This window comes from Metasolibacillus sp. FSL H7-0170 (assembly GCF_038593115.1).
GTDB lineage: Bacteria > Bacillota > Bacilli > Bacillales_A > Planococcaceae > Metasolibacillus > Metasolibacillus fluoroglycofenilyticus.
Window position 1 is genome coordinate 825,117 of the sequence record NZ_CP151964.1, and the last position, 26,345, is coordinate 851,461.

Annotated in this window: 32 protein-coding genes and 2 pseudogenes; 6 read left to right on the forward strand and 28 right to left on the reverse strand. The window is 37.5% G+C overall.

The features are described 5' to 3' along the window. Positions 1-158: 158 nt before the first annotated feature. From MHH70_RS03865 to rpmG, 3 genes are all read right to left on the reverse strand, one after another. Positions 159-365, reverse strand: a complete 207-nt coding sequence (locus MHH70_RS03865) for a YqgQ family protein (RefSeq protein WP_066163724.1) — start codon at positions 363-365, stop codon at positions 159-161. Next, complete coding sequence (locus tag MHH70_RS03870; RefSeq protein WP_342472601.1) at positions 362-949, reverse strand: 5-formyltetrahydrofolate cyclo-ligase; 588 nt, start codon at positions 947-949, stop codon at positions 362-364. The genes MHH70_RS03865 and MHH70_RS03870 overlap by 4 nt, the downstream gene beginning before the upstream one ends. A gap of 82 nt (positions 950-1,031) precedes the next feature. Next, positions 1,032-1,181 (reverse strand): 50S ribosomal protein L33, encoded by a 150-nt coding sequence (rpmG, locus tag MHH70_RS03875; protein ID WP_008408521.1) that lies wholly within the window; start codon positions 1,179-1,181, stop codon positions 1,032-1,034. 267 nt (positions 1,182-1,448) lie between these two features. Between rpmG and MHH70_RS03880 the strand changes: the two genes are divergently transcribed. From MHH70_RS03880 to MHH70_RS03890, 3 genes are read left to right on the forward strand one after another with little or no spacing between them, the layout of a single operon-like run. Further along, positions 1,449-1,832, forward strand: coding sequence for a hypothetical protein (locus MHH70_RS03880; protein ID WP_066163728.1), 384 nt, complete (start codon positions 1,449-1,451; stop codon positions 1,830-1,832). Then, positions 1,829-2,341: a hypothetical protein gene (locus MHH70_RS03885; RefSeq protein WP_342472602.1), complete on the forward strand. Its 513-nt coding sequence runs from the start codon at positions 1,829-1,831 to the stop codon at positions 2,339-2,341. Before MHH70_RS03880 ends, MHH70_RS03885 begins: the two co-directional genes overlap by 4 nt. Positions 2,342-2,360: 19 nt before the next feature. After that, positions 2,361-2,831: a glutathione peroxidase gene (locus MHH70_RS03890; protein ID WP_107942551.1), complete on the forward strand. Its 471-nt coding sequence runs from the start codon at positions 2,361-2,363 to the stop codon at positions 2,829-2,831. 227 nt (positions 2,832-3,058) lie between these two features. Here the strand turns inward: MHH70_RS03890 and MHH70_RS03895 are convergent, their stop codons facing one another. The 15 genes from MHH70_RS03895 to MHH70_RS03965 all read right to left on the reverse strand — a co-directional run bounded on the left by MHH70_RS03895 (position 3,059) and on the right by MHH70_RS03965 (position 16,376). Continuing rightward, positions 3,059-4,342 carry an alkaline phosphatase family protein gene (locus MHH70_RS03895; RefSeq protein ID WP_342472603.1) on the reverse strand — a complete coding sequence of 428 codons (1,284 nt, stop codon included), beginning with the start codon at positions 4,340-4,342 and terminating at the stop codon, positions 3,059-3,061. Positions 4,343-4,346: 4 nt separating this feature from the next. Further along, entirely contained in the window at positions 4,347-5,594 is a 1,248-nt protein-coding gene (locus tag MHH70_RS03900; protein ID WP_066163736.1) for an MFS transporter, read from the reverse strand. A gap of 821 nt (positions 5,595-6,415) precedes the next feature. After that, positions 6,416-6,862, reverse strand: a complete 447-nt coding sequence (locus tag MHH70_RS03905) for an SUKH-3 domain-containing protein (protein ID WP_090919084.1) — start codon at positions 6,860-6,862, stop codon at positions 6,416-6,418. Positions 6,863-6,890: 28 nt separating this feature from the next. Continuing rightward, on the reverse strand, positions 6,891-8,273 hold the full coding sequence (locus tag MHH70_RS03910) for a pre-toxin TG domain-containing protein (RefSeq protein ID WP_342472604.1): 1,383 nt from the start codon (positions 8,271-8,273) through the stop codon (positions 6,891-6,893). After that, entirely contained in the window at positions 8,273-8,755 is a 483-nt protein-coding gene (locus tag MHH70_RS03915) for a hypothetical protein (protein WP_342472605.1), read from the reverse strand. Before MHH70_RS03915 ends, MHH70_RS03910 begins: the two co-directional genes overlap by 1 nt. Positions 8,756-9,166: 411 nt before the next feature. After that, positions 9,167-9,379 (reverse strand): bacteriocin immunity protein, encoded by a 213-nt coding sequence (locus tag MHH70_RS03920; protein ID WP_342473158.1) that lies wholly within the window; start codon positions 9,377-9,379, stop codon positions 9,167-9,169. Between the two features lie 47 nt (positions 9,380-9,426). Continuing rightward, positions 9,427-9,945: a SecY-interacting protein Syd gene (locus MHH70_RS03925; protein WP_342473159.1), complete on the reverse strand. Its 519-nt coding sequence runs from the start codon at positions 9,943-9,945 to the stop codon at positions 9,427-9,429. A 30-nt stretch (positions 9,946-9,975) separates the two neighbouring features. Continuing rightward, positions 9,976-10,758 carry a hypothetical protein gene (locus tag MHH70_RS03930; RefSeq protein WP_342472606.1) on the reverse strand — a complete coding sequence of 261 codons (783 nt, stop codon included), beginning with the start codon at positions 10,756-10,758 and terminating at the stop codon, positions 9,976-9,978. Between the two features lie 401 nt (positions 10,759-11,159). Further along, complete coding sequence (locus MHH70_RS03935) at positions 11,160-11,396, reverse strand: hypothetical protein (protein WP_342472607.1); 237 nt, start codon at positions 11,394-11,396, stop codon at positions 11,160-11,162. A gap of 261 nt (positions 11,397-11,657) precedes the next feature. Continuing rightward, the gene (locus MHH70_RS03940; protein ID WP_342472608.1) at positions 11,658-12,353 is read right to left on the reverse strand and encodes an SMI1/KNR4 family protein; all 696 of its coding nucleotides are present in this window, start codon (positions 12,351-12,353) and stop codon (positions 11,658-11,660) included. A gap of 22 nt (positions 12,354-12,375) precedes the next feature. After that, complete coding sequence (locus MHH70_RS03945) at positions 12,376-13,569, reverse strand: pre-toxin TG domain-containing protein (protein ID WP_342472609.1); 1,194 nt, start codon at positions 13,567-13,569, stop codon at positions 12,376-12,378. Between the two features lie 277 nt (positions 13,570-13,846). Beyond that, on the reverse strand, positions 13,847-14,098 hold the full coding sequence (locus MHH70_RS03950; RefSeq protein ID WP_342472610.1) for a hypothetical protein: 252 nt from the start codon (positions 14,096-14,098) through the stop codon (positions 13,847-13,849). A 12-nt stretch (positions 14,099-14,110) separates the two neighbouring features. Next, positions 14,111-15,328, reverse strand: coding sequence for a transposase (locus MHH70_RS03955; RefSeq protein WP_342472611.1), 1,218 nt, complete (start codon positions 15,326-15,328; stop codon positions 14,111-14,113). A gap of 138 nt (positions 15,329-15,466) precedes the next feature. Continuing rightward, a complete protein-coding gene (locus MHH70_RS03960) occupies positions 15,467-16,024 on the reverse strand; it encodes an RNA 2'-phosphotransferase (RefSeq protein WP_342472612.1) in 558 nt (185 codons plus the stop codon). Beyond that, on the reverse strand, positions 16,017-16,376 hold the full coding sequence (locus MHH70_RS03965) for a hypothetical protein (RefSeq protein ID WP_342472613.1): 360 nt from the start codon (positions 16,374-16,376) through the stop codon (positions 16,017-16,019). Before MHH70_RS03965 ends, MHH70_RS03960 begins: the two co-directional genes overlap by 8 nt. Before the next feature lie 255 nt (positions 16,377-16,631). Between MHH70_RS03965 and MHH70_RS03970 the strand changes: the two genes are divergently transcribed. Genes MHH70_RS03970 through MHH70_RS03980 form a run of 3 tightly spaced genes read left to right on the forward strand, consistent with a single transcriptional unit; the run spans position 16,632 to position 18,790 of the window. After that, positions 16,632-16,823 (forward strand): hypothetical protein, encoded by a 192-nt coding sequence (locus MHH70_RS03970; RefSeq protein ID WP_342471961.1) that lies wholly within the window; start codon positions 16,632-16,634, stop codon positions 16,821-16,823. After that, on the forward strand, positions 16,823-17,176 hold the full coding sequence (tnpB, locus tag MHH70_RS03975) for an IS66 family insertion sequence element accessory protein TnpB (protein WP_342473160.1): 354 nt from the start codon (positions 16,823-16,825) through the stop codon (positions 17,174-17,176). The genes MHH70_RS03970 and tnpB overlap by 1 nt, the downstream gene beginning before the upstream one ends. Positions 17,177-17,230: 54 nt before the next feature. Then, positions 17,231-18,790 carry an IS66 family transposase gene (locus MHH70_RS03980; protein ID WP_342471960.1) on the forward strand — a complete coding sequence of 520 codons (1,560 nt, stop codon included), beginning with the start codon at positions 17,231-17,233 and terminating at the stop codon, positions 18,788-18,790. 80 nt (positions 18,791-18,870) lie between these two features. Here MHH70_RS03980 and MHH70_RS03985 read toward each other — a convergent pair whose 3' ends face one another. From MHH70_RS03985 to MHH70_RS04030, 10 genes and pseudogenes are all read right to left on the reverse strand, one after another. Next, a complete protein-coding gene (locus MHH70_RS03985; protein ID WP_342472614.1) occupies positions 18,871-19,788 on the reverse strand; it encodes a pre-toxin TG domain-containing protein in 918 nt (305 codons plus the stop codon). Positions 19,789-20,021: 233 nt separating this feature from the next. After that, positions 20,022-20,731 (reverse strand): annotated as a pseudogene (locus MHH70_RS03990) (endonuclease V). Further along, positions 20,724-21,176 (reverse strand): hypothetical protein, encoded by a 453-nt coding sequence (locus tag MHH70_RS03995; protein WP_342473162.1) that lies wholly within the window; start codon positions 21,174-21,176, stop codon positions 20,724-20,726. The pseudogene MHH70_RS03990 and the gene MHH70_RS03995 overlap by 8 nt, the downstream one beginning before the upstream one ends. A gap of 458 nt (positions 21,177-21,634) precedes the next feature. Beyond that, on the reverse strand, positions 21,635-22,093 hold the full coding sequence (locus tag MHH70_RS04000; RefSeq protein WP_342472615.1) for a hypothetical protein: 459 nt from the start codon (positions 22,091-22,093) through the stop codon (positions 21,635-21,637). Next, positions 22,087-22,902 (reverse strand): YwqJ-related putative deaminase, encoded by an 816-nt coding sequence (locus tag MHH70_RS04005; RefSeq protein ID WP_342472616.1) that lies wholly within the window; start codon positions 22,900-22,902, stop codon positions 22,087-22,089. Before MHH70_RS04005 ends, MHH70_RS04000 begins: the two co-directional genes overlap by 7 nt. Before the next feature lie 12 nt (positions 22,903-22,914). Further along, positions 22,915-23,040, reverse strand: a pseudogene (locus tag MHH70_RS04010) (pre-toxin TG domain-containing protein); the annotation flags it as partial. Between the two features lie 263 nt (positions 23,041-23,303). Next, positions 23,304-24,098, reverse strand: coding sequence for a hypothetical protein (locus MHH70_RS04015; protein WP_342472617.1), 795 nt, complete (start codon positions 24,096-24,098; stop codon positions 23,304-23,306). Then, on the reverse strand, positions 24,037-24,768 hold the full coding sequence (locus MHH70_RS04020) for a hypothetical protein (protein ID WP_342472618.1): 732 nt from the start codon (positions 24,766-24,768) through the stop codon (positions 24,037-24,039). The genes MHH70_RS04015 and MHH70_RS04020 overlap by 62 nt, the downstream gene beginning before the upstream one ends. A 438-nt stretch (positions 24,769-25,206) precedes the next feature. Beyond that, the gene (locus MHH70_RS04025) at positions 25,207-25,695 is read right to left on the reverse strand and encodes a contact-dependent growth inhibition system immunity protein (protein ID WP_342472619.1); all 489 of its coding nucleotides are present in this window, start codon (positions 25,693-25,695) and stop codon (positions 25,207-25,209) included. Between the two features lie 142 nt (positions 25,696-25,837). Continuing rightward, positions 25,838-26,185, reverse strand: coding sequence for a hypothetical protein (locus tag MHH70_RS04030; protein ID WP_342472620.1), 348 nt, complete (start codon positions 26,183-26,185; stop codon positions 25,838-25,840). Between the last annotated feature and the right edge of the window lie 160 nt (positions 26,186-26,345).

The window sequence follows — 26,345 nt, forward strand, 5'->3', positions numbered from 1 at the left end:
ATTTCCCTTTTTCTACTAAAATGAAACAAAATCTATCTTAAAGCTTTTTATAAAATTTCGCAATACAAAATCGCGCATTATTCAATAGACAGAATATTGTAGTCATATACACGATTTTCCATTGTCCTATATTAGTACGTCTTTTCAGCAAAAAGGTTTCACCCTTTTTGTTCCATTTGTATTCTAGATGCCTCTTGACGCATTAATAAAAGTGCCGTTTGGAAGTCACGAGGCTCTATTATACCTGCTTTATATAGCTCACGTATCTCATCTTCCATCAGCATTAAATCGCCAAGACGATCTGTCGTATAAATATATGTGCCATATTGCTTTAATAGCTCATAAATATCGATCATCGATTTCATCTCATTGGCTCCTCTCGATTTGCTGTACAATGAATATAGCCTGTTTCTGTAATGATTGTATGGACAGGAACATCGTGAGCCTCGGTAGGTACGTGCTCCGCTAATTGCTCGCTGAAAGCGAGTGCAAGCAAAGTCCCTTGATAGCCTGGCAAGTAGCGGTCGTAATAGCCTCCTCCATAGCCTATGCGATAGCCCTTTTTATCAAAAACGATTCCTGGCACAATAATCGCATCAATTGTATCTCGTTCAATAAGCTCAGTTATAGTTGGAATCGGCTCTCTTAAATCCATATAAACGGTTTCTAATTGAAAAAAGCCCTCGATTGCGTAAAATGTCATCTCTCTCGTTTTCGGATGACATTTAGGCACAGCAACTGTCTTGCCTTGTTGCCATAACGCCTCAATAATAGCAATTGTATCGACTTCAGGCTTCGTTGAAATTGTAACAGCAATCGTCTTTCCTTCTATAATAGAAGGCTGCTGCATTAACTGCTTGCCGATTGCGAAAGAACGCTCCCGGTAATCTATATCTGAAATGGCATTTAGCTTGCTACGTACTTCCTGACGTATTTGTTTTTTATCCATTGTCATTCCTCACTTATGGAAATTATCTTCTATATTTAAAGTAAAAAGCCAAAACCACTCGGGGCTTTGGCTAATTGAGCAATTACTTCGTTTCACGGTGAAGAGTGTATTTCTTCTCGCGAGAGCAATATTTTTTCAGTTCAAGACGCTCTGGATTGTTACGCTTGTTCTTTTTAGAAATGTAGTTACGTTCGCCGCAATCTGTGCAAGCTAAAGTAATGTTTACGCGCATTATTAACCCTCCCACTCTAATTAAGAATAAAAATTGAGCATGATTTATACGACTTTCCCATTATAACATAAAGCGAAAAAAAAGCTAGTATCATTTCATATTAAGTTGCTCTATGGTAAAATGAAAGACAATTGCAAGAGGTTGTCTGAAAAGTCATTTTGAGACGAGTAACCGCAGGAGCATTGGTTTTATTAAATATTGATAATAATAGTTCAGGCTGTCAGAAAAGGAATACCCTTTTGAGCAGCCTCGATTGGAGCGTTCAACATGGAATTGTCAATTATTTTAATGATTATTGGGATTTTCTTTATTATCATTTCTCTATTTTTACGAGATTCAGCAAAGAAAGTAGAAAAAGAAGTAGAAGAATTGTCAATTAGCATTTTCCAAGAAACAAATCAATTAAAGCGTCGCTTAAAAATTGTTGAAGAGGAACTAATGCTTGAGCCAAATTTCCAAGTAGCGAAAAAAAAGCAAGCGCACTATACAGCACCTAGCCAAACATATGCCGCACAGCCTATCAACAGCATTTTAGTAAGCCAAGTGCTTGAGCTCAACAAGCAGGGGCTAGCTGTTTCTGAAATTAGCAAACTCTCAACATTATCAGAGGAGCAAATACACCAAATTCTCGCAACGGGGGGCAAGCTATGAAAACCTTTTTAAGAGGATTTGGAATTGCCTTATTTTTAGTTGGCGCTCTCCTAGTTGTAGGAAAACAGCTACAGCTTCCCATGCTTAGCAATACAACAACAAATGACGACAAAAAAGAACAAGCGGCACATATTCAAAAGCTCGAGCAGCAGCTCGCAAATGCCAATGCGCAAATTACTGAATTACAGCAAACAATAGCTGCACAAGAGCAAGCAGAGAAAGAAGTGAACAATTCGACTGCTAAAAAGAACGATGTGGCAAACGAGGAAGAAGATAAGGTTGATTCCATTGTCAGTGGAACTGTCTATATTTATGAAGGTGTCTCTATTTATGATATCGGCAAGCAAGTCGAGGATTTAGGTATTTTAACGAACGGACGTGAATTAGAGCTATTTTTATCCAAACGTGAGTATTCACGCTCTATCCAAAAAGGACAATTCGAACTAAACTCCTCTATGACAATAGAACAAATGGCACGCATTTTAACTGGAAAAATAGCTCAGCAATAAGAATGGAGGAAGTTTGCATATGACAATTTACGATATTGATGTAACGACTGACACTGGAGAAGTTTATCCATTAGCACGCTACGAAGGAAAGGTACTATTAATTGTTAACACTGCCTCTAAATGCGGATTGACAGGACAATTCGAGGAGCTTCAAGCACTATATGACAAATACGCTGAGCAAGGGCTTGTTATATTAGGCTTCCCTTCCAATCAATTTAAGCAAGAGTTAGATAGTGCTAAGGAGGCCTCAGAAGCCTGTCGCCTAACATACGGCGTTACATTTCCAATGCACGAAATTATTACAGTCAATGGCGAGGCAGCACATCCTCTCTTCAAACGATTAACGGAGGAAACAAAAGGCTTGCTCGGAAAAAATGTAAAATGGAATTTCACAAAATTTCTAGTTGACCGTAACGGACAAATTATTAAACGCTTCGCCCCAACAGACAAGCCATTGAAATTGGAACAAGAGATTGCAAGTTATTTATAAGAGTGGAGTTGTCCGAAAAGTCCATTTTGTTTTGACGCTGCATTGAAATCAATATTTTCATCACTTCCCTTTTACGGAAGGATTTCAATGTTCATCCCATTTTTAAAAGAGGCGTTCTCTGCTTATAGGAATCAATATTTTGCGAACATCATCGCTACTGTCCAAAATGCCGGCTATGCACGGCTTTTTGGACAGCCCCATTTTGTTTCTTATATTAAATCTAGCGATTACTTTAATATTTCCGTTAACGCTCTCCCATCTGTATTAGGGAAATCTAAGTTTAATAGATAGGCAATCGTCGGTCCAATATCTACGACACTCACCTCCCCAATATCCGAGCCAGCTATCACATGATTACCAGAAATAATTAAATTGCTTGTATAATTTGGCTTATTCGGTAAATAGCCATGTGTCGCATATTTTTTACCCAACGCATATAAATCAACGATGGCCTCCTGTAAATGGTCATCTTCAAAAGCATAGCCTTCCTTCGCTTCAATCATATAAGCAAATTGGCTACTTACATGAAGCTCCTTCAGTTCAGTTGTGCTTAAAATGGCTTCAATCCCATAATCACCTTGTTGCAACGCCTTGTCTAAAATGGCTAGTGCCAATTTCCCTGCTTCCATATCACCTGGCTGGATATATAAATAAGCGGAGCCACCAGCACTTTGTATGTATGCTCGCCACTGTAACTTTCCATTGTGCTCATAGATTAGGCCCTCATCATAGAATAAACGATTTAGGTACACTTTATATTGAACATCTAGCTGGCTATGGTCACCAACAATAATAAAAGTCGTCTCCTCATAAATGCCTGCCTCTTTCGTTGCCTGCACTAAATCACCAATTCGACGATCCATGCGCTCAATGACCTTTTCAATTTCGGGGCTTTTTGTACCATGTAGATGTTTAGCATCATCTAAATCTATTAGGTGCATAAGCAATAAATTTGGTTTTTTGTTTTTAATCGTATCGACAGCACATAATGTCGTAAAGTCATCTAAATAAGGCTGTTCAATCCCTTGACGCACTTTGCCATACTTTAATTCCATTGCCAATGTAAATAGCTTACTGCCGCTTTTTAAAATTTTTAATGCTTGATTTTCGTTCTTTACAGCTTTAATTTCCGGGATATTATAATCAATTTTCGCCTTTCCTGAAACTGGCCATAATAAACCTGCTGTTTTCAACCCTTTTTTATGAGCAACCTCATAAATAGTTGGTACTTGAATATCACTTCTAAACCAGTGCCAATTTTGATCGTTTTCTGGTACAAACGGTTGAAGCGGATTGTTATGGAAAACACCATGTTTATCTGGATACACACCCGTTACATAAGAGCTATGAATAACATATGTAAGGGTGGGGTATACGCTTTGTACTAAATCCGTTGAAGCACCGTTCTCGATTAACTTTGCTAAATTAGGTTTCGATTTTGCACTTTCCCAGTTATCCTTTGAAAAAGCATCATACGAAACGACTATGACATACTTGTTTTGTATTTGCATAAAATCACCTTGCTTTTGTTGTTTGATAGTGTGCATCTTTTGGAAGCATTAAAAAGACAATAAGACCAATAATAAATAATGGAATAATCGATAAAATGCTATATCTCGCCTCACCAGTCAGCGTCGTAGTAAGAGCCATTAAAAACGGACCAATAATAGCTGCGAATTTACCGAAAATATTATAAAATCCAAAAAACTCATTTGACCGTTCCTTTGGTATGATTTTCCCATAGTAAGACCGGCTAAGTGCTTGAATGCCTCCTTGTGCAGAGCCAATTAAAATACCAAGCACGAAAATATGCCACATTTCGGAAATGAAAAACGCAGCAATACATGAAATGATATATGTCGTAATACCGGCTATAATCATCGTGCGCGTTGAATATTTTTTAGCAAGTGAACCATATAAAAGCGCACATGGAAATGCGACAATTTGAATGACTAGCAAAATAGCTAATAGCATAAATGTATCAAGTGCGTTCTCACCTAAAATACTTGTTGCATACGGTACGACCATTTTTATGATTGTGTCGACCCCATCTATGTAACAGAAGTAGGCGATTAAAAAAATAAAGACAATTTTATAATCTTTAATTTGTAGAAATGTTTGCCCTAAACGCTTAAAGCTTTGACCTATTGGATTTGGCTCTGGCTCAATATAATGGCGTTGTTTCACATCCTTAATCATCGGAATTGTTAATAATCCCCACCATAGTGCTGTAATGAAAAAGCCAATTTGATAGCCAATTGCCGCATCCATTCCCATGATTAAAATAACAACTAAGCTAATACCAAAAGGAATAACACTCGATATATAGCCAAACGCAAATCCAGACGAGGAAACCTTATCCATTTTTTCGTCCGTTGTCACATCCACTAAAAATGAATCATAGAAAATATTTGCTCCGGCAAAACCAATACACGAAAGTATATACATCACAATTAGTAATTGCCATTGTCCGCTTGCAGGCGAAATAAATGTAAAAGAAAGAGTTGATAAAATCCCGACAAGGGCAAAAAATGTAAAGTAGCGTTTCTTCTTATCTTTATAATCTGCAAATGCCCCTAAAATAGGACTAAGTACAGCAACAAATATACTAGCAAGTGAATTAAAATAACCTAAATCCATATTGTTAACTCCATTAAACATCCCAAACACAATCGGAAACAACGCAGTAGTAATAGCCATTGAATATGCCGAATTCCCACAATCATACAATATCCAAGACTTTTCTTCTTTCGTAAGCTTCATTGAAATCCCCCTTCCATCTCTTATTTTCTGCAATTATATCATTATATTGAAAATAAATAGCATGAAGAGGCTGAAAATTCACATTAGTGAAATATTATTTACGAAATAGGTATTTAAACATGCAAAAAAGCACTTGTCGCCTGTTATAGACAATCAAGTGCTTTAAGTTTATAAATTCTCTAAATTTAATAATATTTGCAAGTTTTATAAGTTAGTTTAGTATTGACAGTATGACATCTGCTTTACTACATGGCAAGTGTAACGTTTAAACCCTTTAGCTTGTTTAATCTCGTGTGTTTGTTGCTTATGCCATCCATAAGTGGTCCTTGTAAATAAATTGCCATCTCGCCTATTCTCGCTCTTATTGCTTAATTGTTAAAATAACACACCTTGATGGTCTAGCCTTCATGAGTTATTAATTCGAATTCAAGGAATCTTTAACCGTAAACAAGTTTTAAATAACTCTGTCATATTATACCTTGTATTTATCGCCACGTAGTAATTCTATATCATACTGCACTTAACCTAAAAATTTCATACTTGGAAGTAAGCTTTGTACGTAGAGTATAGCTCTTATTATCATTAATATTTACCTAAAATAATATACCTAGATTTATATTATCATAATCGATACGCAAAAATCCTTCCATAAAACAATTCAACATAATTAACTTGTTTCATGTAACGCTATTACGCTAAATTTCCGAGACATTCTGTACACCCATCTTAATTCTGGAAAATATTAAAGATGATATATTTCATTCAACACTGACTAGCCTCTTTCCTGTTGCCAAAACAATTCATAGAATGACTGAATTTTATTATTTTATTTCTTCTGGTTTTCTAAATAAGCAAAGAGTATCTAGTGCCTCAAATATGTCATCTCCAAACTTAAATAATGAATAACCATTTTTCCCAAAGACCTTACCCGATTTTGAGATAAACATTACTAAATTCCCACGATATGCTTCTCCAATTACTACGAGCGGCTCTTTTACTCGTACCTCAAATTCCTCAAAGTCTTCTTTTTCATAGTAATCGCCAACAACTTCTTCTGGGCTAAAATGAAAGGTTTCCAAACTTCCATCCGGATGCTTAAATTTATATTCAACCCCACCAAATTGACTTAATGCATCCACCACTGGGTTAAACACTTGATATCCCATCGCCTCTAAAAATTTTACCGTTTCGGTTAATTCAACCTTATTATTTGGATTCCATCCCGCTTGTAGCAATATATCTCTCGTTTCATCTGATAAATTTTGCATAAGTATCCTCCCTATTTATTCAAAAGTTCTATTCACGAAAATCATTAATGAAATCTAAAAATGTCTCTTGACAATTTTTACATGGCGCTTTATATTTCCCATTACCATTAATCGTGCTTATTAATATATCATCTATTTTTGAACCTGACCATAATAGTTGGTTGACTGCTTGAATCTCAGCACAATTTTCAACATGCCAAATTTCGAAACTCTCATCATCCTTATAAGGATTTTTGGGGTCATTTTTGGCTTTCTTCCTTGTTCCTTGTGCTATCCTACTTAAGTCTGGATGCAGTTCCATTACACTTGGATTGAATTGTCCTTCTCTAGCCCCATTATAACCAAATGTTATTTTAGTTTTTTTACCATCTACCCTTGTTATGTCTACAGCGGCACTTATTACATCCGGTTTATATTTCCCTCCACCAAATCCATTTTCATCTATAGGTTTTTTGATTCCGCCGTTCTTAAGAAACTTAACATGTTCATCTAATTGCTCTCTTGCAAAATCTTTGGCAACCTCAACTTGCTTTTGTCTATTAACTTTATCCGTACCCTTAGAAGTCCCCCCCGAACCAACACTTTCCCCCTTACTCATCCGAACAATTGAATCACTACCCTTCACAGTTCCAACCTTCGCGCCATTCGCACCCGCCATCGCCAGCTGCGGCTCATTCCCTCGCAACGCACGACCAGCGTTATCCATACTCTCTCGCATGCCTTGCTTCGCTTGGGCCATCATCGCATTGGCTTGGGCTTTCAGCTCCGTTGCCTTCGCAGCGGCTTTCTCTGCTACTTTTTGACCGCCCTCTTTGAGCTTGGCAAGTGGTTTCGAGAGGCTGTTGACGAGTTTATTGCTATTTGGGATGATTTTCATTGCGCCTTTGCCGACATGCTTCGCCCCTTTGACGAGTGGACCGCCGATGATGGCGGCGCCTGCGATGGCTCGTTCGGCGGTGCTGAGCTTGCGTCCGGTAATCGGATCGATGCCGATGACCGCTTCAATGCCAGCTTTTAGATTGCCGACAACGGGGATGAAATCGACGCCGATGGAGAGACCCTCGCGCCAGCCACCTTTTACCCATTTTTTCGTTTTTTTATAGGCAGCTAGCACAAAGCTTTTCGCATCATTCTTCACCCACTGGACTAGTGCGAGCTCATCTAGGTTGTTTTGCAGCTTGCGGGCGTAGGTGGTGACTTTGCCGAGTGCTTCTTCTACGGATTCCTCTAATTCCTCGAGGAGCTCCTCCACGCTCTCCTTTAACTCGGTTAGCTTCGCTTCTACCTTTTCAGCAACTTTTTTGACTTCTGTTTTCACTTTTTGTGCGGTTTTTTTCGCACTTTTGATGGCATTTCCTACGACAGGAATGCTGGCAATGGCTTTGCCTATCGATTTCCAGAACTTCCCCATTAGGCACCCCCTAATGGAACAGGGGCTTTCGAGCTACCTGTCATGTATACGACTTGTCCTTGAATATCAGATATGCCATCGAGCACGAGGCTGCTTGAGCGACAGGTGAAGTGGATGGATTCGGTCGCTGTCCACGAGATGGTGTTGCCTGTGAGGACGAGATTGCCGCCTGCTGTCACGGCTAAAGGATGCTGGCTCTGTACCTCGATTCCACTGTCTTGGTGTACGCTGATATAGACAGCACCTTCCGTCGCTGTCAAGGTCACTGCTTGCGGTTCAAGCTTAATTTCCTTGCCGTTTGCATTGCCCCAGTAAGCGGTGTCAGCCTCAGCCGTTTTTGGATTCTTGTCGCCATCTTGGCGTAAGCTCTGTCGCACAAAAGCTGATCTTTCTTCAATGGAAGGAACAATGAGTTGAACACTGTCACCTTCCTCTGGCGGACTGTAGAAGCCACTATGTTCTTCTGCACTATCATTTTCCATCTTATTTCGTTATTTTCCCAATATTTCCAACTGTAAATTGGTGTCTTCCGTATACACAGAGAGGTGGAGTAGCCCCTTCATAATAGTAATCGTTCTATGTACGGTAAAAGTTGCGAAAATTTTTAAACAGTCGGGAGAAAACGAGAGTAGAGTCTTCTAAGATATAAATGGTGGTATCTGATGATATTTTGGATATTTACTAATAGTGATAAGAAGTAATTAGGACATATATTTTAAAGTAATTTGTACGCACTATATAATTTCATCTAACATCATATAGGGGTTACAAGGGATATCTCACTACTATCTGAATAAAAAGTGGTTTATTCGGCACTAGGTAGCCCCACGAAAAGAAACCTTGAAAGGCATATAGCCAATCAAGGTCCTCCTAATACGTGTATCTAAATACAATTATTTTTCTTCTCCATACGCTAAGGCAATCTCCACTACTTCTTCTGGTGATAAATCCTCTTCATTCCAAAAAATTAAGACACTAGGGGCTGGATGAGGAACATTGTCTTCTAAAATTTCTATATATTTGCTTACTTCTTCATCAGACAGCTTAGGATTACATATTTTATTTATTAGTTCAACTAATTCCTTAAAAGTTAGCTTTTTATCTATAATTATACACTCATCCTTGGTGAAACAAATTGACGATAAATAAAATGTTAGCTTTTTAAGCTTAAATTTCCTATTAATTCTTGAATATTCTCAGCAATATACTCAAATGAGCCTCTTTCAAAATCTTCTAATTGAATTATTCCACTCTTGTTCTCAATAACCACTAACAAACCATTTCCCTCAATTCCAATAGGTACCTTCTCTAAACTATCACCGTGATTTTTTTTATATCCTTTCAAAGACTCTCGGAAGGAACTTATCCCAGTGCTCGGTAGGACAGGTTCTAATGTAATATAGTGCTCCTTAAAAAATCCATCTAAGTCTGCAAACCAATATGAGTTAAAATAATCAACTATTGATTTATGCAAATTTATATCAAATTCATCTTCTAATCTTGTAAAATCTTGTGAAACAGCCATTTCTACAGGTTTCCATGAGATATATTCATCCTCATCAGCTTCACCTTCATAAATTATTAGATTATCATCACTACTAACTGGTGTTTTTAATAAAAAGTCTAAACCTTCTGCAGCTACCTTTTTCCTCATCTGAAAGTATATCTGCATTGCTTCTTTTGTTGACAAAGTTATCACCCTTTACTTATTTAAAAATTTTTCAAGTAATTTAGCATACTCACTATCATTTCCCCAAACACCTGCAGCTTTTTCGGCATTATGAATACCACCTGTTCCTGGGTGTAACTTTGAAGGCACTGCAACTGCTTGGCCGCCCCCACCTACGTGATGATGGATTAATTTATCATTATATAATTCCTTCATATCATATTGAGGGAAATGTTCTCTAAATGTTTTATCATTTATAGGAGCGAAACCTAAATCAATTTTTTGTTTATTTGCTTTACTTAAACTTTCTGGATGTTTATTCATTATTTCTTTCCAATAAAAGTCTTTGTCACGTAACCAACCTTCTGCATTGGTTCCTGGTTTACCCTTACCCACATAGGGCATTTCTACTGTAATTCTTGGGTCGGCAGTATATTTTTCTTCCAATTTTTTCAAATCCGCATTTCTATAAGTTCTTATAGGATGATTAGCATTATCTATACCCTTAGAAGTTCCCCCCGAACTAACACTTTCCCCCTTACTCATCCGAACAACCGAATCACTACTCTTCACAGCTCCAGCCTTCGCACCCGCTATCGCCAACTGCGGCTCATTCCCCCGCAACGCACGCCCAACGTTATCCATACTCTCTCGCATGCCTTGCTTCGCTTGGGCCATCATCGCATTGGCTTGGGCTTTCAGCTCCGTTGCCTTCGCAACGGCTTTCTCTGCTACTTTTTGACCGCCCTCTTTGAGCTTGGCAAGTGGTTTCGAGAGGCTGTTGACGAGTTTATTGCTATTTGGGATGATTTTCATTGCGCCTTTGCCGACATGCTTTGCCCCTTTGACGAGTGGACCGCCGATGATGGCGGCGCCTGCGATGGCTCGTTCGGCGGTGCTGAGCTTGCGTCCGGTAATCGGGTCGATACCGATGACCGCTTCAATGCCGGCTTTTAGATTGCCGAAAGGTTAGGGAATACTACTCAAATGATTCATACAACATATGGACATGTACTGAAAGAAATATTGGGACAAAAAAAGGGGCATGTTCTTAAAGAATATGTCCCAAATAATTAATATATAAGGATTTTCAAAGTAGTATGTTTGCTACCTAAAATAGCGCTAGCACTCCTTGATGGTCTAGCCTTCATGAGTTATTAATTCAAATACAGGGACTTACAGTTCATCCAATAGAGTGTTATGGTAATTTTCAAATCCTATAAATAGTCAACTACATTTACTATAGTGTCTTTTAATGCAACATAACTTAGTTCATTATAGGGCAATGCTTCTTCATAAATTCCTAAAAATGCTTTTTTTAATTTTAATTCTTCATGTTGAGTTAAATCATCGTTATCGATTCTTTCAATTAATTCAAAAAATTTACCTAGCTTTATACATAAGTTCGAATCAATATTTTCATTTGCATCGACTTGGTAAATTACATCTGGCAATAAGTGGTTTTTAGTGTACTCAAATTGAAGGATTTATTCTCATACCTCCCACACCAGCAGTATTCAAGAGATTATCATCTGCTATTTGGTCTGAATTGTGGAGTGCTACTTTCGTTTTCAACTAACTTTCTGTTTTTCCCCGCTTCATCCTAAGACATCAAATTTCAATAATACCTATTTTTAAATCTATCTAGTTATTAAAGGAGAAACAATAAAATTCAATACTTTTAAAGTTACATTAATTTTCTATCTTTATTCAAATTAAGATTCGAAGCCTATTACTATCCATTCATCAACCACATCCCAAAACTTTATATTATATCTGGGTTCATCATTCGTCCACCATAATACCGCATTGTCTTCATCACAATTATTATAATCGATTGCAACATAGCCACCCATACCACTTTTAAAGAAGCCAAAAGTTGTTTTTAAATCTATTTGTAAAGGCACCTCTAACTCGTCAATAATTCCCCATTCATCGTCATCAAAATAAGTTACACTTTCCAAGGGAACTAAACCCATCGATTGACTTGCATAAAAACAAAAACCATTATGAACATTTTGATAAAAGTTACGTAATGACGGGGGAAAGTTACTCCAACACTTCTCTAATTCTTCATTGTTAAATTTTCCCTTAGGATTTCTACCTTCGTAATATTGAATTTCACCATCCCTTGTTTTAATAGTGTACAAAATTGAATATTGACCGTTTGTATTGATCAAATCTATTTCTTCTAAATGATGCGATAAATAAGAGATAGTATTTCTTAATTCCACCCCTATATGTTCTTTCCATATTAATAAAATATTATTAATTCGTTTTTTTAGATTTTTTTCTAGGAATATTTCTTTCCAAAAGTCAGGTATTTCTAAATCAAGTTGATTGATTTCGTCATATGATAAAAATTGCACGTTCCTTTTATATTTTCTTAGGAAATCAAGTTTTTGCTCCATGCTATTATTTCTTCTCCTTCATTTATATTTGGTTTCTTTTATTTTCTTCAATAAAATTATCAATCTGTTTTTGTAATTTCTTTTCCAACTCCTGTTCCCTTTTTATCATCCCTTCTCTAAATTCAGAATCTACCTCAATATTTTCCTTCTTATAAATTGTCCATTCTGAATAAGATTTAGAACCCTTTGATTTATTAGCCGTTTCACTTAAGCCTATAAAATTCTCGGGGTTATTTAACACTTTAACTTGCTGCTCTTTCGTTAACAAATCAAAATTCTCCATTCGAGCTATATTATTCATCGAAACTATGTGATCAGCTTGTAATGTATCCGTAATATACTTGCCAGGTAGGGCTGGATCAGGAGTACCCAGTTTATCCTCAAGATTCTCATTAACCTGTTTTTGTATTGTTGAAGAAGGCGTTTTTTTTCTTAATTCTTTATATAACTCATCCGAAATTCTTCTTTCTCCATATCTAGGTGGTGCCTCACTTATATCTGTATTTCCAAGTCGCTTTTGCCCAGTTGTGCCTAAACCCGAAGAATTATTGCTACTCATCTGCACAACCGAATCACTGTTCTTTACAGTTCCAGCCTTCACACCCGCTATCGCCAATGCAGGCTCATTCCCCCGCAACGCACGACCAACGTTATCCATACTCTCTCGCATGCCTTGCTTCGCTTGGGCCATCATCGTATTGGCTTGGGCTTTCAGTTCCGTTGCCTTCGCAGCGGCTTTCTCTGCTATTTTTTGACCGCCCTCTTTGAGCTTGGCAAGCGGTTCCGAAAGGCTGTTGACGAGTTTATTGCTATTTGGGATGATTTTCATTGCGCCTTTGCCGACATGCTTCGCCCCTTTGACGAGTGGACCGCCGATGATGGCGGCGCCTGCGATGGCTCGTTCGGCGGTGCTGAGCTTGCGTCCGGTAATCGGGTCGATGCCGATGACCGCCTCGATGCCGGCTTTTAGATTGCCGACAACGGGGATGAAATCGACGCCGATGGAGAGACCCTCGCGCCAGCCACCTTTTACCCATTTTTTCGTTTTTTTATAGGCAGCTAGCACAAAGCTTTTCGCATCATTCTTCACCCATTGGACTAGTGCGAGCTCATCTAGGTTGTTTTGCAGCTTGCGGGCGTAGGTGGTGACTTTGCCGAGTGCTTCTTCTACGGATTCCTCTAATTCCTCGAGGAGCTCCTCGCCTTGAAAGTGCACGCGGTCGCTTAAAGCGGCTGGCTGTGTGATGTCACGCTATAATGCAGCGTATTCTCCCCGCTAGAAAATTGCTTTCATAATTTCAATTTCCTCTTGATTCCCAGTTTCTCTCGGCATTCTTTTCTAAACTAACATTTTTTATTAATTTTCATATATTTTCCACACTTCTTACGCTGAGGACATTACTAAAAATCTACTTTAATAAATTAATCTTATGAAAATTTCTTACACAAAGAACAAAAACGCTAGCGCGTCTTTATGCACGACCCAAGTGAATTTATTCGCTTGGGTCGTTTTTCGCTTTAAACATTTCACCGTTACAATACGGACACTCTAATGACACTGGCTCACCAGGCTTTTTATCTACCATGAATTCTCCAATAATATAGGCAGGCACATCATCTATTCCTTTACAATCAACGCAGACAAAAGAAACTAGCTCGATGGTTTCATTTAATCCGAATGGATCGTCTCCGTCTAACCAAGCTAAGTCATCTTCAACTAATTCTTCGCTTTTCTTCTTTGTCATTATTTTCTCTCCTTACGTTTTGTAAATGGATTTTGCATCCATCATATAATGATACAAGAGTCCATGTTCGGCATGCCATACTTCTACTAAATCCATCTTGCGATGGTAATGTGGACACCAAAACGGATCTTCATTAAACGCTTCTATCATTCTTTCCCGATAAGATTTTTTTCTTTTCGGCATTTTTGGTAGATTTAATGAAAGTTGTTTCGTTCGAACAAATTCATATAGGTTCATCGCCTGACTCGCTCTTTCATAACTTCTTCGGCTGTATAACCCAAAACGACCAACCATTCGAAAATGCTTGGGAGGGATGTGTTGGATTAAATTGTAGGGAAAACGGTAGACAGTTTGCTTTTTGACGATTCGCTTTCTCGTTTGATGATCTTCATACCAAAATGTCACATGTTCACGATCATAACCAAGAATGCGATGCTCCGCTATAGCTGGGCGTGACAAATAACGACCGATATATTTCGCTGCTCCTTTTGCGTTTTTCATTTTCTTTTCTGCATTTACATAAAACCCTTTTGGATAGCGTCTATATAAATCATCAATAAGTGCTTTTATTTTTAGATTATCGGGGAACCATTTCTTCATGGAATCCATGACAATCTTCTGCAAGGATTTACGTAAGTATTCATAAGATATGTATTCTAATGGATGCCATTCACGATGACAATCCATTGCCCCTTCTGTTACTAACACATGGATATGTGGGTTAAACTTTAAATCTCGTCCAAATGTATGGATTACTGTAATAATTCTTGGTTTTAATTCTAGTTTTTTATGACGACGTTGAAAATAATACTCAAAGACTTGCGCTACTAACTGACTTAATTCATTCAGCTTTTTTCGGTCTTGAAAAAAGACCTGACGAAGTTCTTCAGGTATCGTGAAAACCATATGGCGATGTAAGACATTAAAAATAAGATCCTGTTGTTTCTTTGACCATTCGTCTGTATATTTCTTTCCACACTTATTACAGAATCGACTTTTGCATGAAAAGTAGATAAATACTGGCTTTGTTTCCCATGGACAACCTAAACATTCATAACGTATATGGCCTAAATCGGATGATCCACAACGCATTGCCTTTAGGACTGTTTCTTCTATATCTTTTCGATAAGCTGCTGGAAATAGATTTTGGTGAAATTGCCGAAACCCATCAAAATGATCCTTTAGAATTCTTTTAATAATTCCTCGATGATTAAATTGGATTTCCAACAACCTCCTTCACACTATTTTACAATAAAAGTTATCCACAGAATGAAATTTTATAATTTCCTTAACAACAATGAAAAATTCAACAACCATTTTTAACCAAAATGGCTGTTGATTCTTTTTTGTTTGATAAGTTTCCCATCTTTAAAAATTCTTAATTGAAATAAAATCAGTAGGTATATAATCAGATAACCATACTTTTTCATTTCCTCGATAAAATTTAACTCCATTTTTTCTTGATTCTTCAGTATTGATAATTAAGATTATTGGTTCTATAGCCTTACGTCTCCCAACTAAGGAGGCAGTTTCAGTATCTTCCGATAAGTGGACGTATTGTCTAGACATTGGCAGTAGTCCTTTTTCAATAATAAGATTTATAAATTCTATCGAAGTTCCATGATATAAAAATTTAGGTGGTACAGCTTCTTTCTTACTAATTTTCACAGGGGTAGAGTGTCCATACAGAGCTCTAATTTTATTACCAAGTAATTCATGGCGCTTCTTCTTAGTTAAAGAAATCATTTTTTGCACATCATCTAATGTTATATTAATCCATTTCTCCGATTGATAAAGTGCAGACAATAGTTGATCTACTGGTACCCATCCTTCTTCATCCAATTCCAATTCATATTTCCAAGGAGCATGACGTAAAGCATAAGAAATTTCTTTACTTAATTCGGTATAATATTCTTTATTATTCAATTTCTTCACTCCTACTATAAAAGACCATTTCTTTTATAGCAAATTCCAACCATGACCAGAAATCCGAAAATTCATATTTCTGTTCAAAACCCTCAGTTGCAAAATCATGAATTAATTGAACTTTGGTTCCTTTTCCTATCTCAAAACATGCAATATCGTCCGTATCATCCTGCCTAGCAAAAGGTATTAATTTCCTAGTAGGATATCTCTCTTTCAAATCAAAATACCTTCTTGTAGCTTGACCAGATTCTATCAAGTACCATACATCAAAATCGACTAAATTTAATTCCACAATTTTTTTGTAGGAATCTGGATATCTAAAAATATCAGAACTTATATAATAAGATACCAATTTTTTGTTCACTTCTTTCTATTTCATTTTTTCTAATTCATATGATCCCATTGGATTATTATTCCTAAAACTAGCTTTTTCTTTTTGAACACGAAGCTCTAGAGCTTCTCCCCATGTTTCAGGCACACCTTTTTTAGTTGTAAATCTATCTATCATATTATAAGGTAAAGGGTAAGCCCGTAATCAAATAACGCATATAAATAACCCGGCACCTCCGGTACGATAAACATATCAATCAAAGGAGGTGCCATTCTTATGCCAACAAACAAATTAACTATTGTTCCCGTCAAACTCGATCCCCTTCCAATCGAAATTTCTTCGTTCCATTCTAGCCAATGCACTGCTGAGCCAAGTTGTGTCATTAAAACAGCTGCGGCTGAAATCTCCTTCTTCAATGGTGTAGATGAGCGCATTATCCAAACCATTATAAAGGAGCTGCATGGTTGATGAAACAGGATTTTACGAGCGTGCAAAACATCTACATAATATGTGGCAAGACTGATATGCGTAAAGGCATTGATGGTCTCGCAACGCTCATTCAAGATTCTTTCGAGTTGGATCCTTATAGTGATTCGATCTTTCTGTTTTCTGGATGGAGCAAGGACCGTTATAAATGCTTGTATTTTGACGGGGATGGCTTCGCCGTGCTTTATAAACGATTAGATAATGGAAAATTACAATGGCCAAAAGACGAAAATGAAGTACATAATCTTTCGCAACAAGAACTTCGTTGGTTGTTGGAAGGACTATCCCTCCAACAGCCAAAAGCCATTGCAAAATCTGCAAAAGGTATCTTTTAATCATCGTATATTAAATGATATAATCAACCACATATAAACTTGAACGGAAATGTGGTGAACGATTTGACGCCTGTTAATCAAAAGCAAGAAGAACAAAATGAACGAATCATTCGATTACTGGAGGAGCAGTTAGCTCAATCAAATCGACAAATAGAAGCGTTGACGGAACAAGTTCGTCAATTAACGAAAGCATTATATGGTTCTAAGTCAGAGAAATCGAAATATCAAGCACCAAATGGACAAGGGTCTTTATTTGAAGATGACCCATCTTTTAGCGAACCTGAGCAGACAGGAGAACAAAGCACAGAAACGGTTAGTTATACTGTGACTCGTAAAAAGACAAATAAAAAACGAAATGATTCGTTTCGTGAGGATATTGAAGTGGAAGAAATTCATCATCACCCATCTAACTTAGCTTGCGACTGTTGTCGTGGAGAGATGGTAGAGTTCAGTTCGATACTGGTACGTGAAGAAGCAAAGTTCATTCCAGCTACGATGAAACGTGTGCAGCATTTTGAACATGTATACGAGTGTAAGGCATGTAAAAAAGATGCCCTCCAAAAAGCACAAATTAAACGTGGCAAAGCCCCGCAGGGCGCGATTCAAAGAAGTATTGCCGGTCCCACTGTTTTGGCGAAACTTATTTACGATAAGTTTATCCAGTACTTGCCTCTATACCGTCAGGTAAATGAATGGGAACGCCATGGCTTACAGACAAACGATAAAAATTTGTCCAATTGGGTAATACGTGTGGCAGAAGATTGGCTTCAACCACTTTACAATTTGATGAAGCAACTATTAACGGCAAAATCTGTGCTTCATATAGATGAAACCTATGCACAAATTATCAAACGTTCTGATGGAAAGCCAGCTCAATCAAACGCTTATAATTGGGTATGTCGCAGTGTCCAAAGCGAAGGCCCTATTATCGTTTTATTTAAGAGCGCTCTTTCTCGTGGACGGGCAATCTTGGAAGATTTAATCAAGGGTTTTAAAGGTACTGTCATCTGTGATGGGTATTCCGCTTATGGGCAATTACCCTATGTACAGTTCGCCAACTGCTGGGCGCACGTACGCCGTTATTGGCTGAAAGCCGACAGTAAAAACGGACGAATCGGTGTGGAATATTGCGATCAGTTGTTTCATATTGAGCGTAAAATTAAACATCTTTCACTAGAAGAGCGTGTGCAAGTTCGTCAACAAGAGGCAAAGCCGATTGTCGATGAGTTTTTCGAATGGATTGATCGCTCGCCTTTCTTCGGTAAAAATGCCATTGCGAAAGCATCTGAATATACATTAAGCCGTAAAGAAGAGTTAATGGTGTTTCTTGAAAACGGAAACGTTGCCATCGATAATAATCCAGCTGAAAACGCGATTCGTCCAAATGTCATTGGTCGAAAAAACTGGCTTTTCTCTGTAAGTGAAGCTGGTGCAAAAGCAAATGCCATTTGTTTAAGCTTAGCTGAAACGGCCAAAGCAAACGGAATTGATTTTTATCAGTACCTGGTGAAGTTGATGACGGAGTTACCAAATTTACCGTTTCATCAACAGCCTAAAATTTTACATAATTACCTACCTTGGTCGGAAAATATTCAAGCCACATGTGCAAAATAGCCAACTAGCCGAAAAAATTCTCAGCTAGTTGGCCGTTCGTCGTGCGTACCGTAAAGGTGCGCTATTTTTATATTACGGGCTTACGGTAAAGGTTCATTAAAATCTCTTATGATGACATTAACATTAATGCCAACTTCTCTAGCTGCTGCCACTCTAGTATTATCAATAGTAGTATAATTCCCATCATGCATTTTTACTACATCAATAGGTTCTCCTTTCCACCCATTAGCCTTCATACTATTTATTATTTCCTCTGAACCATTTACTGAAGTTTGACTAAATCTAATTTTCCACGGATCCATGCTTTCTATCTTAAGAGAATTATTCTTACCCGAACTAGTAGGTTCACCCTTACTCATCTGAACAACCGAATCACTATTCCTCGCACCATTCCCACCAACTGTGGCAAGCTGAGGCTCATTCCCCCGCAACGCACGACCAACGTTATCCATACTGTCTCGCATGCCCTGCTTCGCTTGGGCCACCATCGCATTTGCTTGAGCTTTCAGCTCCGTTGCCTTCGCAGCGGCTTTCTCTGCTACTTTTTGACCGCCCTCTTTGAGCTTGGCAAGTGGCTTCGAGAGGCTGTTAACGAGTTTATTGCTATTTGGGATGATTTTCATTGCGCCTTTGCCGACATGCTTCGTCCCTTTGACGAGTGGACCGCCGATGATGGCGGCGCCTGCCATGGCGCGTTCGGCGGTGCTGAGCTTGCGTCCGGTAATCGGGTCGATGCCGATAACCGCCTCAATGCCGGCTTTTAGATTGCCGACAATGGGGATGAAATCGACGCCGATGGAGAGACCCTCGCGCCAGCCACCTTTTACCCATTTTTTCGTTTTTTTATAGGCAGCTAGCACAAAGCTTTTCGCATCATTCTTCACCCACTGGACTAGTGCGAGCTCATCTAGGTTGTTTTGCAGCTTGCGGGCGTAGGTGGTGACTTTGCCGAGTGCTTCTTCTACGGATTCCTCTAATTCCTCGAGGAGCTCCTCCACGCTCTCCTTTAATTCGGTTAGCTTCGCTTCTAACTTTTCAATATGTAAAGATGTAAAAAAGCACTTGATGCCTATATTAAAACAAGCAAGTGCTTAAATTTATTTATTTTTTGTAATAGCGAACTACAGAATATTATGGTTTCTATACAACCAATTATACCTTACTTAAAATATCTATTTCATTTTTATATTCATAAACATATAAATATAACCTTTTATGTTCTTCTAATATTTTATCTCTTTGTTTCATCATTCATTAACTGCTTTCTTATCTTATGTGTTTCTATATCTGCTAATCTAATCGGAATAGGCAGACGACTCTTATTATTAATACAGTTCATCACAATTTCGGTACTTGTATCTAGATCAATCCAGTTTCCACAAGATACGAAAATAGGTTTTACATTTTTAGTCGTTCTCAAAGCTCGACCGTATATTTCGTTATTTATAATTATATCTGTGTATGCTCCCAATTCATTATCAGGCATGGTAAAATCTACATTTTCAATCTTCAAGTAACTTTTAGCTACACCAATTGTTGGTTTATCTAAATAAAAAGAAGCATGTGTAGCAATACCCATGTGTCGATAATGTAAATAACCATTGCCATCAAACATATATACATCCGGCTGCTTCGTTAGTTTTTTTACTGCCTCTATTACTAAAGGCAATTCTCGAAATGCAAGGAAGCCTGGAATGTAAGGGATTAGTATTTCCCCATAACTGTACACTTTCTCGACAATTCTCTTTGTACTACAATCAATGATTACAATGCAGCATGTACCATATTTTTTTCATTCATATCCCAGTAAGACAAGTCTACTCCTGCAATAAATTGTATATTCTTTATTTGAAAATTATTTTCTAATTTAATTCTAGGAAATAATTCATTTTGAATTTTCAAAAACTCCTCCTTCAACTTATTCCCATATAAATTATTCATTATCATCACGTTTAGAGAGTCGACTAATTAGCTCTAATTCATCTTTTGTCGTAGTATTTTTTTGTCCAATTATATTTCCTTGCTTATCCCATTCAGTATACTTTAAACAAATGCCAAACTTAAATTCTCCTTCATATTTGAGTTCTCCATCTTCATACCAAATTTTCCTTATCCCCCTTGTTTGTCCTTTTATCATGTAATCGGTGGATCTCACTTTTCCATTATAGTGAAATTTAATATAATGACCTTCTTTAAAGCCATTTTTATAATAACAGTAATACGCTATATTCCCATTATCATACAATTCATAGGTTAAACCTGTAAAAGGCTTTCCACCCTCCTCTTCTGGGTTATCTAGCACTTCATCGCTGTATGAAGTAAACCATAATTCCTCATCAAAATCTATACCATGTTCTAATACATATTTTTTACTTAGTATATCCATCTTATTTTCCAACTTTTCTCACCTCTGAACTAAACTCAAATCCATCAGTAATGAAATTACAATGTGGGCATGTTGGCATCATCATACCAGTTGGTTTTAATTTTTTCCCCGACCTTACCACATGAGTAATTCTTAGATATATCTTTGGCACGAGTATCCGCTGCTCATTTTTAAATTCTTCGATTAAGCTATTTAATTTAGAATTATCCATAAAAATCACATTGTGATATTATACGAGTATTTATTAAATTCGCTTTGAACAATTCCAAATTTCGGGTTAGTTCATTTACTTGTTGACTACATTCAATCTTCCATTTACATATTTCCACCTTTAGGCCCCAGTTCATAATTCCCTCTCCACTCATATACCCTATTCGGGACATAATTCCTTTATACATTCTAATTATACTCCAAAGCATAATTCAACATATTCTCAACTAATTTTTATTAATTTATAATTAGATTTTTAAATCACTACCAAATTTTTTTGCATATAATAAATCAGATTCAGTTGGTTCTGTTTTTTGATTTATTATATTTCCTTGACTATCATATTTTTTAAAGGTCATCTCACGACCAGCAATACACTCAGATTCATACTTTTTCATACCGTTTTCAAAGAATTCAACCTGATAGCCTTCTGCTGAACTTTTGTCCATATTTCCAAGCAGCTTTATATTACTATTCGGATAAAACTCTACATACTTACCTTGCTTAACACCGTCTACTACATAAAAATAACTTTCTATATTTCCATTTTCATAGAGATCGTAAGCCATACCCGTAAATAATTTTTCCTTGCCATCATCAGTATACTCCACTATCCCTAAATCATGAGGACCGCCGTAACCAAGATATTTTTCAAATTCAACACCATTCTGCATTATATATTCCTTTGTTAATATATCATTTAGCATTTTTTTACCTCCGCAATTATTTCAAATTCATCTGTAAGATAAGCACAATGCAAGCATCTAGGAAACATCATTCCAGCAGGTCTATTTTTATTTTGACCCGTCCGAATTACATTTACAACAAAATTATCCATGTTGGCATTAGGATTCGCCTTTAATGCTTTATTTAATGCAATTACTTCAGTGTGTGAACCCGCACCTTTCGTAAATGTGTATGAATCAATAACTTCTTGTGGCATAAAATCATATCTAGATCTTATTAAAGGGTGGAAATCAGGTACTTTCCCATGGTAGTCATTTATTGCATAATGAATTTTACCAGTTATCTTATCATACACTCCAGCAAATGCTGGTCCTATTTTTTTATTACTTATCCCCGTATCTTTTAATCTTTGCAACTCCGAAAGTGTTTCACCACGCAAATTAATCCTATAATTCAATTCTTCTGAAGTGAATTTTCCATATTTATCCTGTAAATATTCTATTCGACTCTTATCAGTCCCCTTGGAAGCCACCCTCGAACTAACAGTCCCCCCACTCACCTGCACAACCAAATCACTATTCTTCGCAGCTCCAGCCTTCGCACCCGCCATCGCCAGCTGCGGCTCATTCCCCCGCAACACACCCCCCAGCTTATCCATCTGCTCCTGTGTCCCCTGCTTCGCTTGGGCCATCATCGCATTAGCTTGAGCTTTCAGCTCCCTTGCCTTCGCAGCGGCTTTCTCTGCTACTTTTTGACCGCCCTCTTTGAGCTTGGCAAGTGGCTTCGAGAGGCTGTTAACGAGTTTATTGCTATTTGGGATGATTTTCATTGCGCCTTTGCCGACATGCTTTGCCCCTTTGACGAGTGGACCGCCGATGATGGCGGCACCTGCGATGGCTCGTTCGGCGGTGCTGAGCTTGCGTCCGGTAATCGGGTCGATGCCGATAACCGCCTCAATGCCGGCTTTTAGATTGCCGAAAGGTTAGGGAATACTACTCAAATGATTCATACAACATATGGACATGTACTGAAAGAAATATTGGGACAAAAAAAGGGGCATGTTCTTAAAGAATATGTCCCAAATAATTAATATATAAGGATTTTCAAAGTAGTATGTTTGCTACCTAAAATAGCGCTAGCACTCCTTGATGGTCTAGCCTTCATGAGTTATTAATTCAAATACAGGGACTTACAGCTCATCCAATAGAGTGTTATGGTAATTTTAAAATCCTATAAATAGTCAACTACATTTACTATAGTGTCTTTTAATGCAACATAACTTAGTTCATTATAGGGCAATACTTCTTCATAAATTTCTAAAAATGCTTTTTTTAATTTTAATTCTTCATGTTGAGTTAAATCATCGTTATCGATTCTTTCAATTAATTCAAAAAATTTACCTAGCTTTATACATAAGTTCGAATCAATATTTTCATTTGCATCGACTTGGTAAATTGCATCTGGCAATAAATGGTTTTTGGCATTGTAAATCAAAATCCCCACCATTTCATTATTTTGTAAAAAAACAGAGAAATCTGGGGTTATCTTTACCTCAATGGAGAGGCTCGCTCTGTCCCATTTTTCAGAATAGGATAGTAAATTATCCTCTTCAATATAGTACTCGGTAAAATCCGATAAATGACATTTGAAATTCCTTTCCTCACTTATTTGGATGTTCCCTTCTCTCTCTTCTAATAAGACTTTATCTAATTTTCCGTTTTTAGAAATTATCGGTTCGCTTAACTTTATTACTGCCCCAATAAAATTCAAATCTTCCTTATTAAATAATATAGTATCTGAATCAGACCATAGCCATTCAAAACTTCCATAACTTTTATTTTTTAATTCTTCAATTTCATCGTAATTTTTCTCTTTACCAATCCATATAATTTGACTCGATAAGTACCATCTTACATCCGTATTACTTATAATTTGATTATTATTAATATTTATTTTCATATTTTCATGGTAATATTTGCGTAGCAGGTGGCATGGTCCCCCCACTTGGAGTTGGAATAGTTCCATTTACAATTGCGTCATGTGTGACGGGCTTTCCCGGGTCTGTGGGCTTACCACCAAAGATTGCAGCACCACTTTCTCCCCTTGCTCCATCAGGTCCATAACTTGTAATTGTATTTCCTTTTGAACTGCCCTTGCTTTCAACTATTACTACATTTCCTCCCTTCATATAAATTAGGTTCTGTGAATTATTACCTGCAACATAAACTGAATCAGGATTCGATAATATTTCCAATTCTTTTTCTTTTCCAAGTCTACCATGATAGTTACTTGCATATTTAATTTTTCCTTCATTGACTTTTTTACTAATATCATTTGCTGATTTAGCTTGCTTTTCAAAACCTTTTGGTGTACTACCCGTACCCTTAATAGCTCCGCCCGAACCAGCAAACTCACCCTTACTCACCTGCACAACCAAATCACTATTCTTCGCAGCTCCAGCCTTCGCACCAGCCTTCGCCAGCTGCGGCTCATTCCCCAGCAACACACGCCCAACGTTATCCATACTCTCTCGCATGCCTTGCTTCGCTTGGGCCATCATCGCATTGGCTTGGGCTTTCAGTTCCGTTGCCTTCGCAGCGGCTTTCTGTGCTACTTTTTGACCGCCCCCTTTGAGCTTGGCAAGCGGTTTCGAGAGGCTGTTGACGAGTTTATTGCTATTTGGGATGATTTTCATTGCGCCTTTGCCGACATGCTTCGCCCCTTTGACGAGTGGACCGCCGATGATGGCGACGCCTGCGATGGCGCGTTCCGCGGTGCTGAGCTTGCGTCCGGTAATCGGGTCGATGCCGATGACCGCCTCAATGCCGGCTTTTAGATTGCCGACAACGGGGATGAAATCGACGCCGACGGAGAGACCCTCGCGTCAGCCATCTTTTACCCATTTTTTCGTTTTTTTATAGGCAGCTAGCACAAAGCCTTCCGCATCATTCTTCACCCACTGGACTAGTGCGAGCTCATCTAGGTTGTTTTGCAGCTTGCGGGCGTAGGATGAGGATGATAGTATCTGATGATTTTTAGGTTATTTACACGAAGTGAAATTTATTAAATATGGCATACAATTCAAAGATGTTGTACGTACTAAAAAGTTGTTAAAACATTATAGAGGTGTTATCTACACCCCAAATATAATATTCGCTTTATTCGACACTAGGTATCCACCAAAAAAGAAGCCTTGAAAGGCATATAGCCAATCAAGGTAATAGTATAAGTTTATTTTAGTTAAAAATTTATCTACTAGGTCTTTATATTCATTAAAGTCCTCATCACTCATAAAATTATCCATTTCTATATTTTCTTTTACGTCCATAAGTACTTCTTTAAGTAGTTCCTTTTGTTCTGTAATTTTTTCCATATCAACAGAAAATAGTACCTCTAATAACTGCCCATAATAAACATCACCTTCTAGAGGATTAAGCTTAAGAAACCCTATTGCTTTATCTATTGCTAATTCAATAAAAATATTCTGTTTAATCATTCTACATAAATCATTAATATCTAATTCTGTAATATCTTTATTTATTAAGGTATTATACCATTCATCCAATGCATAGTCTTCTTGTACTTCTCCCTGTGGCAATTGATAAATATCCCTTAATTTCATTTTTATATCCCTCCAAAAGGTTCAAATAAGTCTTCTATTTTTTTATATTTTTATTAGCCTTATCCAAACCATCTTGTAATATTTTTTTGTTTCAGCGTCTGAGTTCGGGTTCTTTACCGAACCTTCTAACCCTTTTCTTATCTTAACCAGTCGTATAGCTGATTTTAAATCCTTCATCCAAAAGCTTTTCATGCATATCAATAATCTTCAACTGCTGCTTATGCATATTTAATTCACGCTTCTGTTCATTCTGCTTCATCATCTGACGAAGACGTTTCATAATCATATTGATTAAGGCAACCTTTTTACCGTTTCGCTTTTTATATGCTGGAGGCGTTACGTAATTGTCCGTAACCGATAAATTCCTTGTATCTTGTTGTCTTGCGGCGAGATCCTGCTCGATATATCTTTTTACTGTATTGCGTGATATTTTTAGCTTAGCCGCAATTTGACGTTGGCTTGTATTGTGCTGGTAGTACTCAAGCAGCACTAATTACTTCTTCTCCAAACTGATCACCTCTATATCCTCCTAACTTTTAATCGTTAGGATTATTTTGATAGAAAGTGGCTCTCATTTCAATTGCGTTGGTGGCTCAGTTTTAGTTTAACAAATACAAATGGTGGTAACTAATGAAATTACGGTTATTTGC

Excerpts from the sequence above, each read along its gene's own strand:
- MHH70_RS03970 (WP_342471961.1), top strand. The coding sequence starts at position 16,632 with ATGCCAACAAACAAATTAACTATTGTTCCCGTCAAACTCGATCCCCTT.
- MHH70_RS03925 (WP_342473159.1), bottom strand. The coding sequence starts at position 9,945 with ATGCAGATATACTTTCAGATGAGGAAAAAGGTAGCTGCAGAAGGTTTA.
- MHH70_RS04000 (WP_342472615.1), bottom strand. The coding sequence starts at position 22,093 with ATGCTAAATGATATATTAACAAAGGAATATATAATGCAGAATGGTGTT.
- MHH70_RS04025 (WP_342472619.1), bottom strand. The coding sequence starts at position 25,695 with ATGAAATTAAGGGATATTTATCAATTGCCACAGGGAGAAGTACAAGAA.
- MHH70_RS03865 (WP_066163724.1), bottom strand. The coding sequence starts at position 365 with ATGAAATCGATGATCGATATTTATGAGCTATTAAAGCAATATGGCACA.
- MHH70_RS03890 (WP_107942551.1), top strand. The coding sequence starts at position 2,361 with ATGACAATTTACGATATTGATGTAACGACTGACACTGGAGAAGTTTAT.
- MHH70_RS04020 (WP_342472618.1), bottom strand. The coding sequence starts at position 24,768 with ATGAAAATCATCCCAAATAGCAATAAACTCGTCAACAGCCTCTCGAAA.
- MHH70_RS03885 (WP_342472602.1), top strand. The coding sequence starts at position 1,829 with ATGAAAACCTTTTTAAGAGGATTTGGAATTGCCTTATTTTTAGTTGGC.
- MHH70_RS03930 (WP_342472606.1), bottom strand. The coding sequence starts at position 10,758 with ATGAAAATCATCCCAAATAGCAATAAACTCGTCAACAGCCTCTCGAAA.
- MHH70_RS03995 (WP_342473162.1), bottom strand. The coding sequence starts at position 21,176 with ATGGATATACTAAGTAAAAAATATGTATTAGAACATGGTATAGATTTT.
- MHH70_RS03915 (WP_342472605.1), bottom strand. The coding sequence starts at position 8,755 with ATGGAAAATGATAGTGCAGAAGAACATAGTGGCTTCTACAGTCCGCCA.
- MHH70_RS03950 (WP_342472610.1), bottom strand. The coding sequence starts at position 14,098 with ATGACAAAGAAGAAAAGCGAAGAATTAGTTGAAGATGACTTAGCTTGG.
- MHH70_RS03905 (WP_090919084.1), bottom strand. The coding sequence starts at position 6,862 with ATGCAAAATTTATCAGATGAAACGAGAGATATATTGCTACAAGCGGGA.
- MHH70_RS03880 (WP_066163728.1), top strand. The coding sequence starts at position 1,449 with ATGGAATTGTCAATTATTTTAATGATTATTGGGATTTTCTTTATTATC.
- MHH70_RS03870 (WP_342472601.1), bottom strand. The coding sequence starts at position 949 with ATGGATAAAAAACAAATACGTCAGGAAGTACGTAGCAAGCTAAATGCC.
- MHH70_RS04015 (WP_342472617.1), bottom strand. The coding sequence starts at position 24,098 with ATGGAACTATTCCAACTCCAAGTGGGGGGACCATGCCACCTGCTACGC.
- MHH70_RS03910 (WP_342472604.1), bottom strand. The coding sequence starts at position 8,273 with ATGGGGAAGTTCTGGAAATCGATAGGCAAAGCCATTGCCAGCATTCCT.
- MHH70_RS03895 (WP_342472603.1), bottom strand. The coding sequence starts at position 4,342 with ATGCAAATACAAAACAAGTATGTCATAGTCGTTTCGTATGATGCTTTT.
- rpmG (WP_008408521.1), bottom strand. The coding sequence starts at position 1,181 with ATGCGCGTAAACATTACTTTAGCTTGCACAGATTGCGGCGAACGTAAC.
- MHH70_RS03940 (WP_342472608.1), bottom strand. The coding sequence starts at position 12,353 with ATGGAGCAAAAACTTGATTTCCTAAGAAAATATAAAAGGAACGTGCAA.
- MHH70_RS03900 (WP_066163736.1), bottom strand. The coding sequence starts at position 5,594 with ATGAAGCTTACGAAAGAAGAAAAGTCTTGGATATTGTATGATTGTGGG.
- tnpB (WP_342473160.1), top strand. The coding sequence starts at position 16,823 with ATGAAACAGGATTTTACGAGCGTGCAAAACATCTACATAATATGTGGC.
- MHH70_RS04005 (WP_342472616.1), bottom strand. The coding sequence starts at position 22,902 with ATGAAAATCATCCCAAATAGCAATAAACTCGTTAACAGCCTCTCGAAG.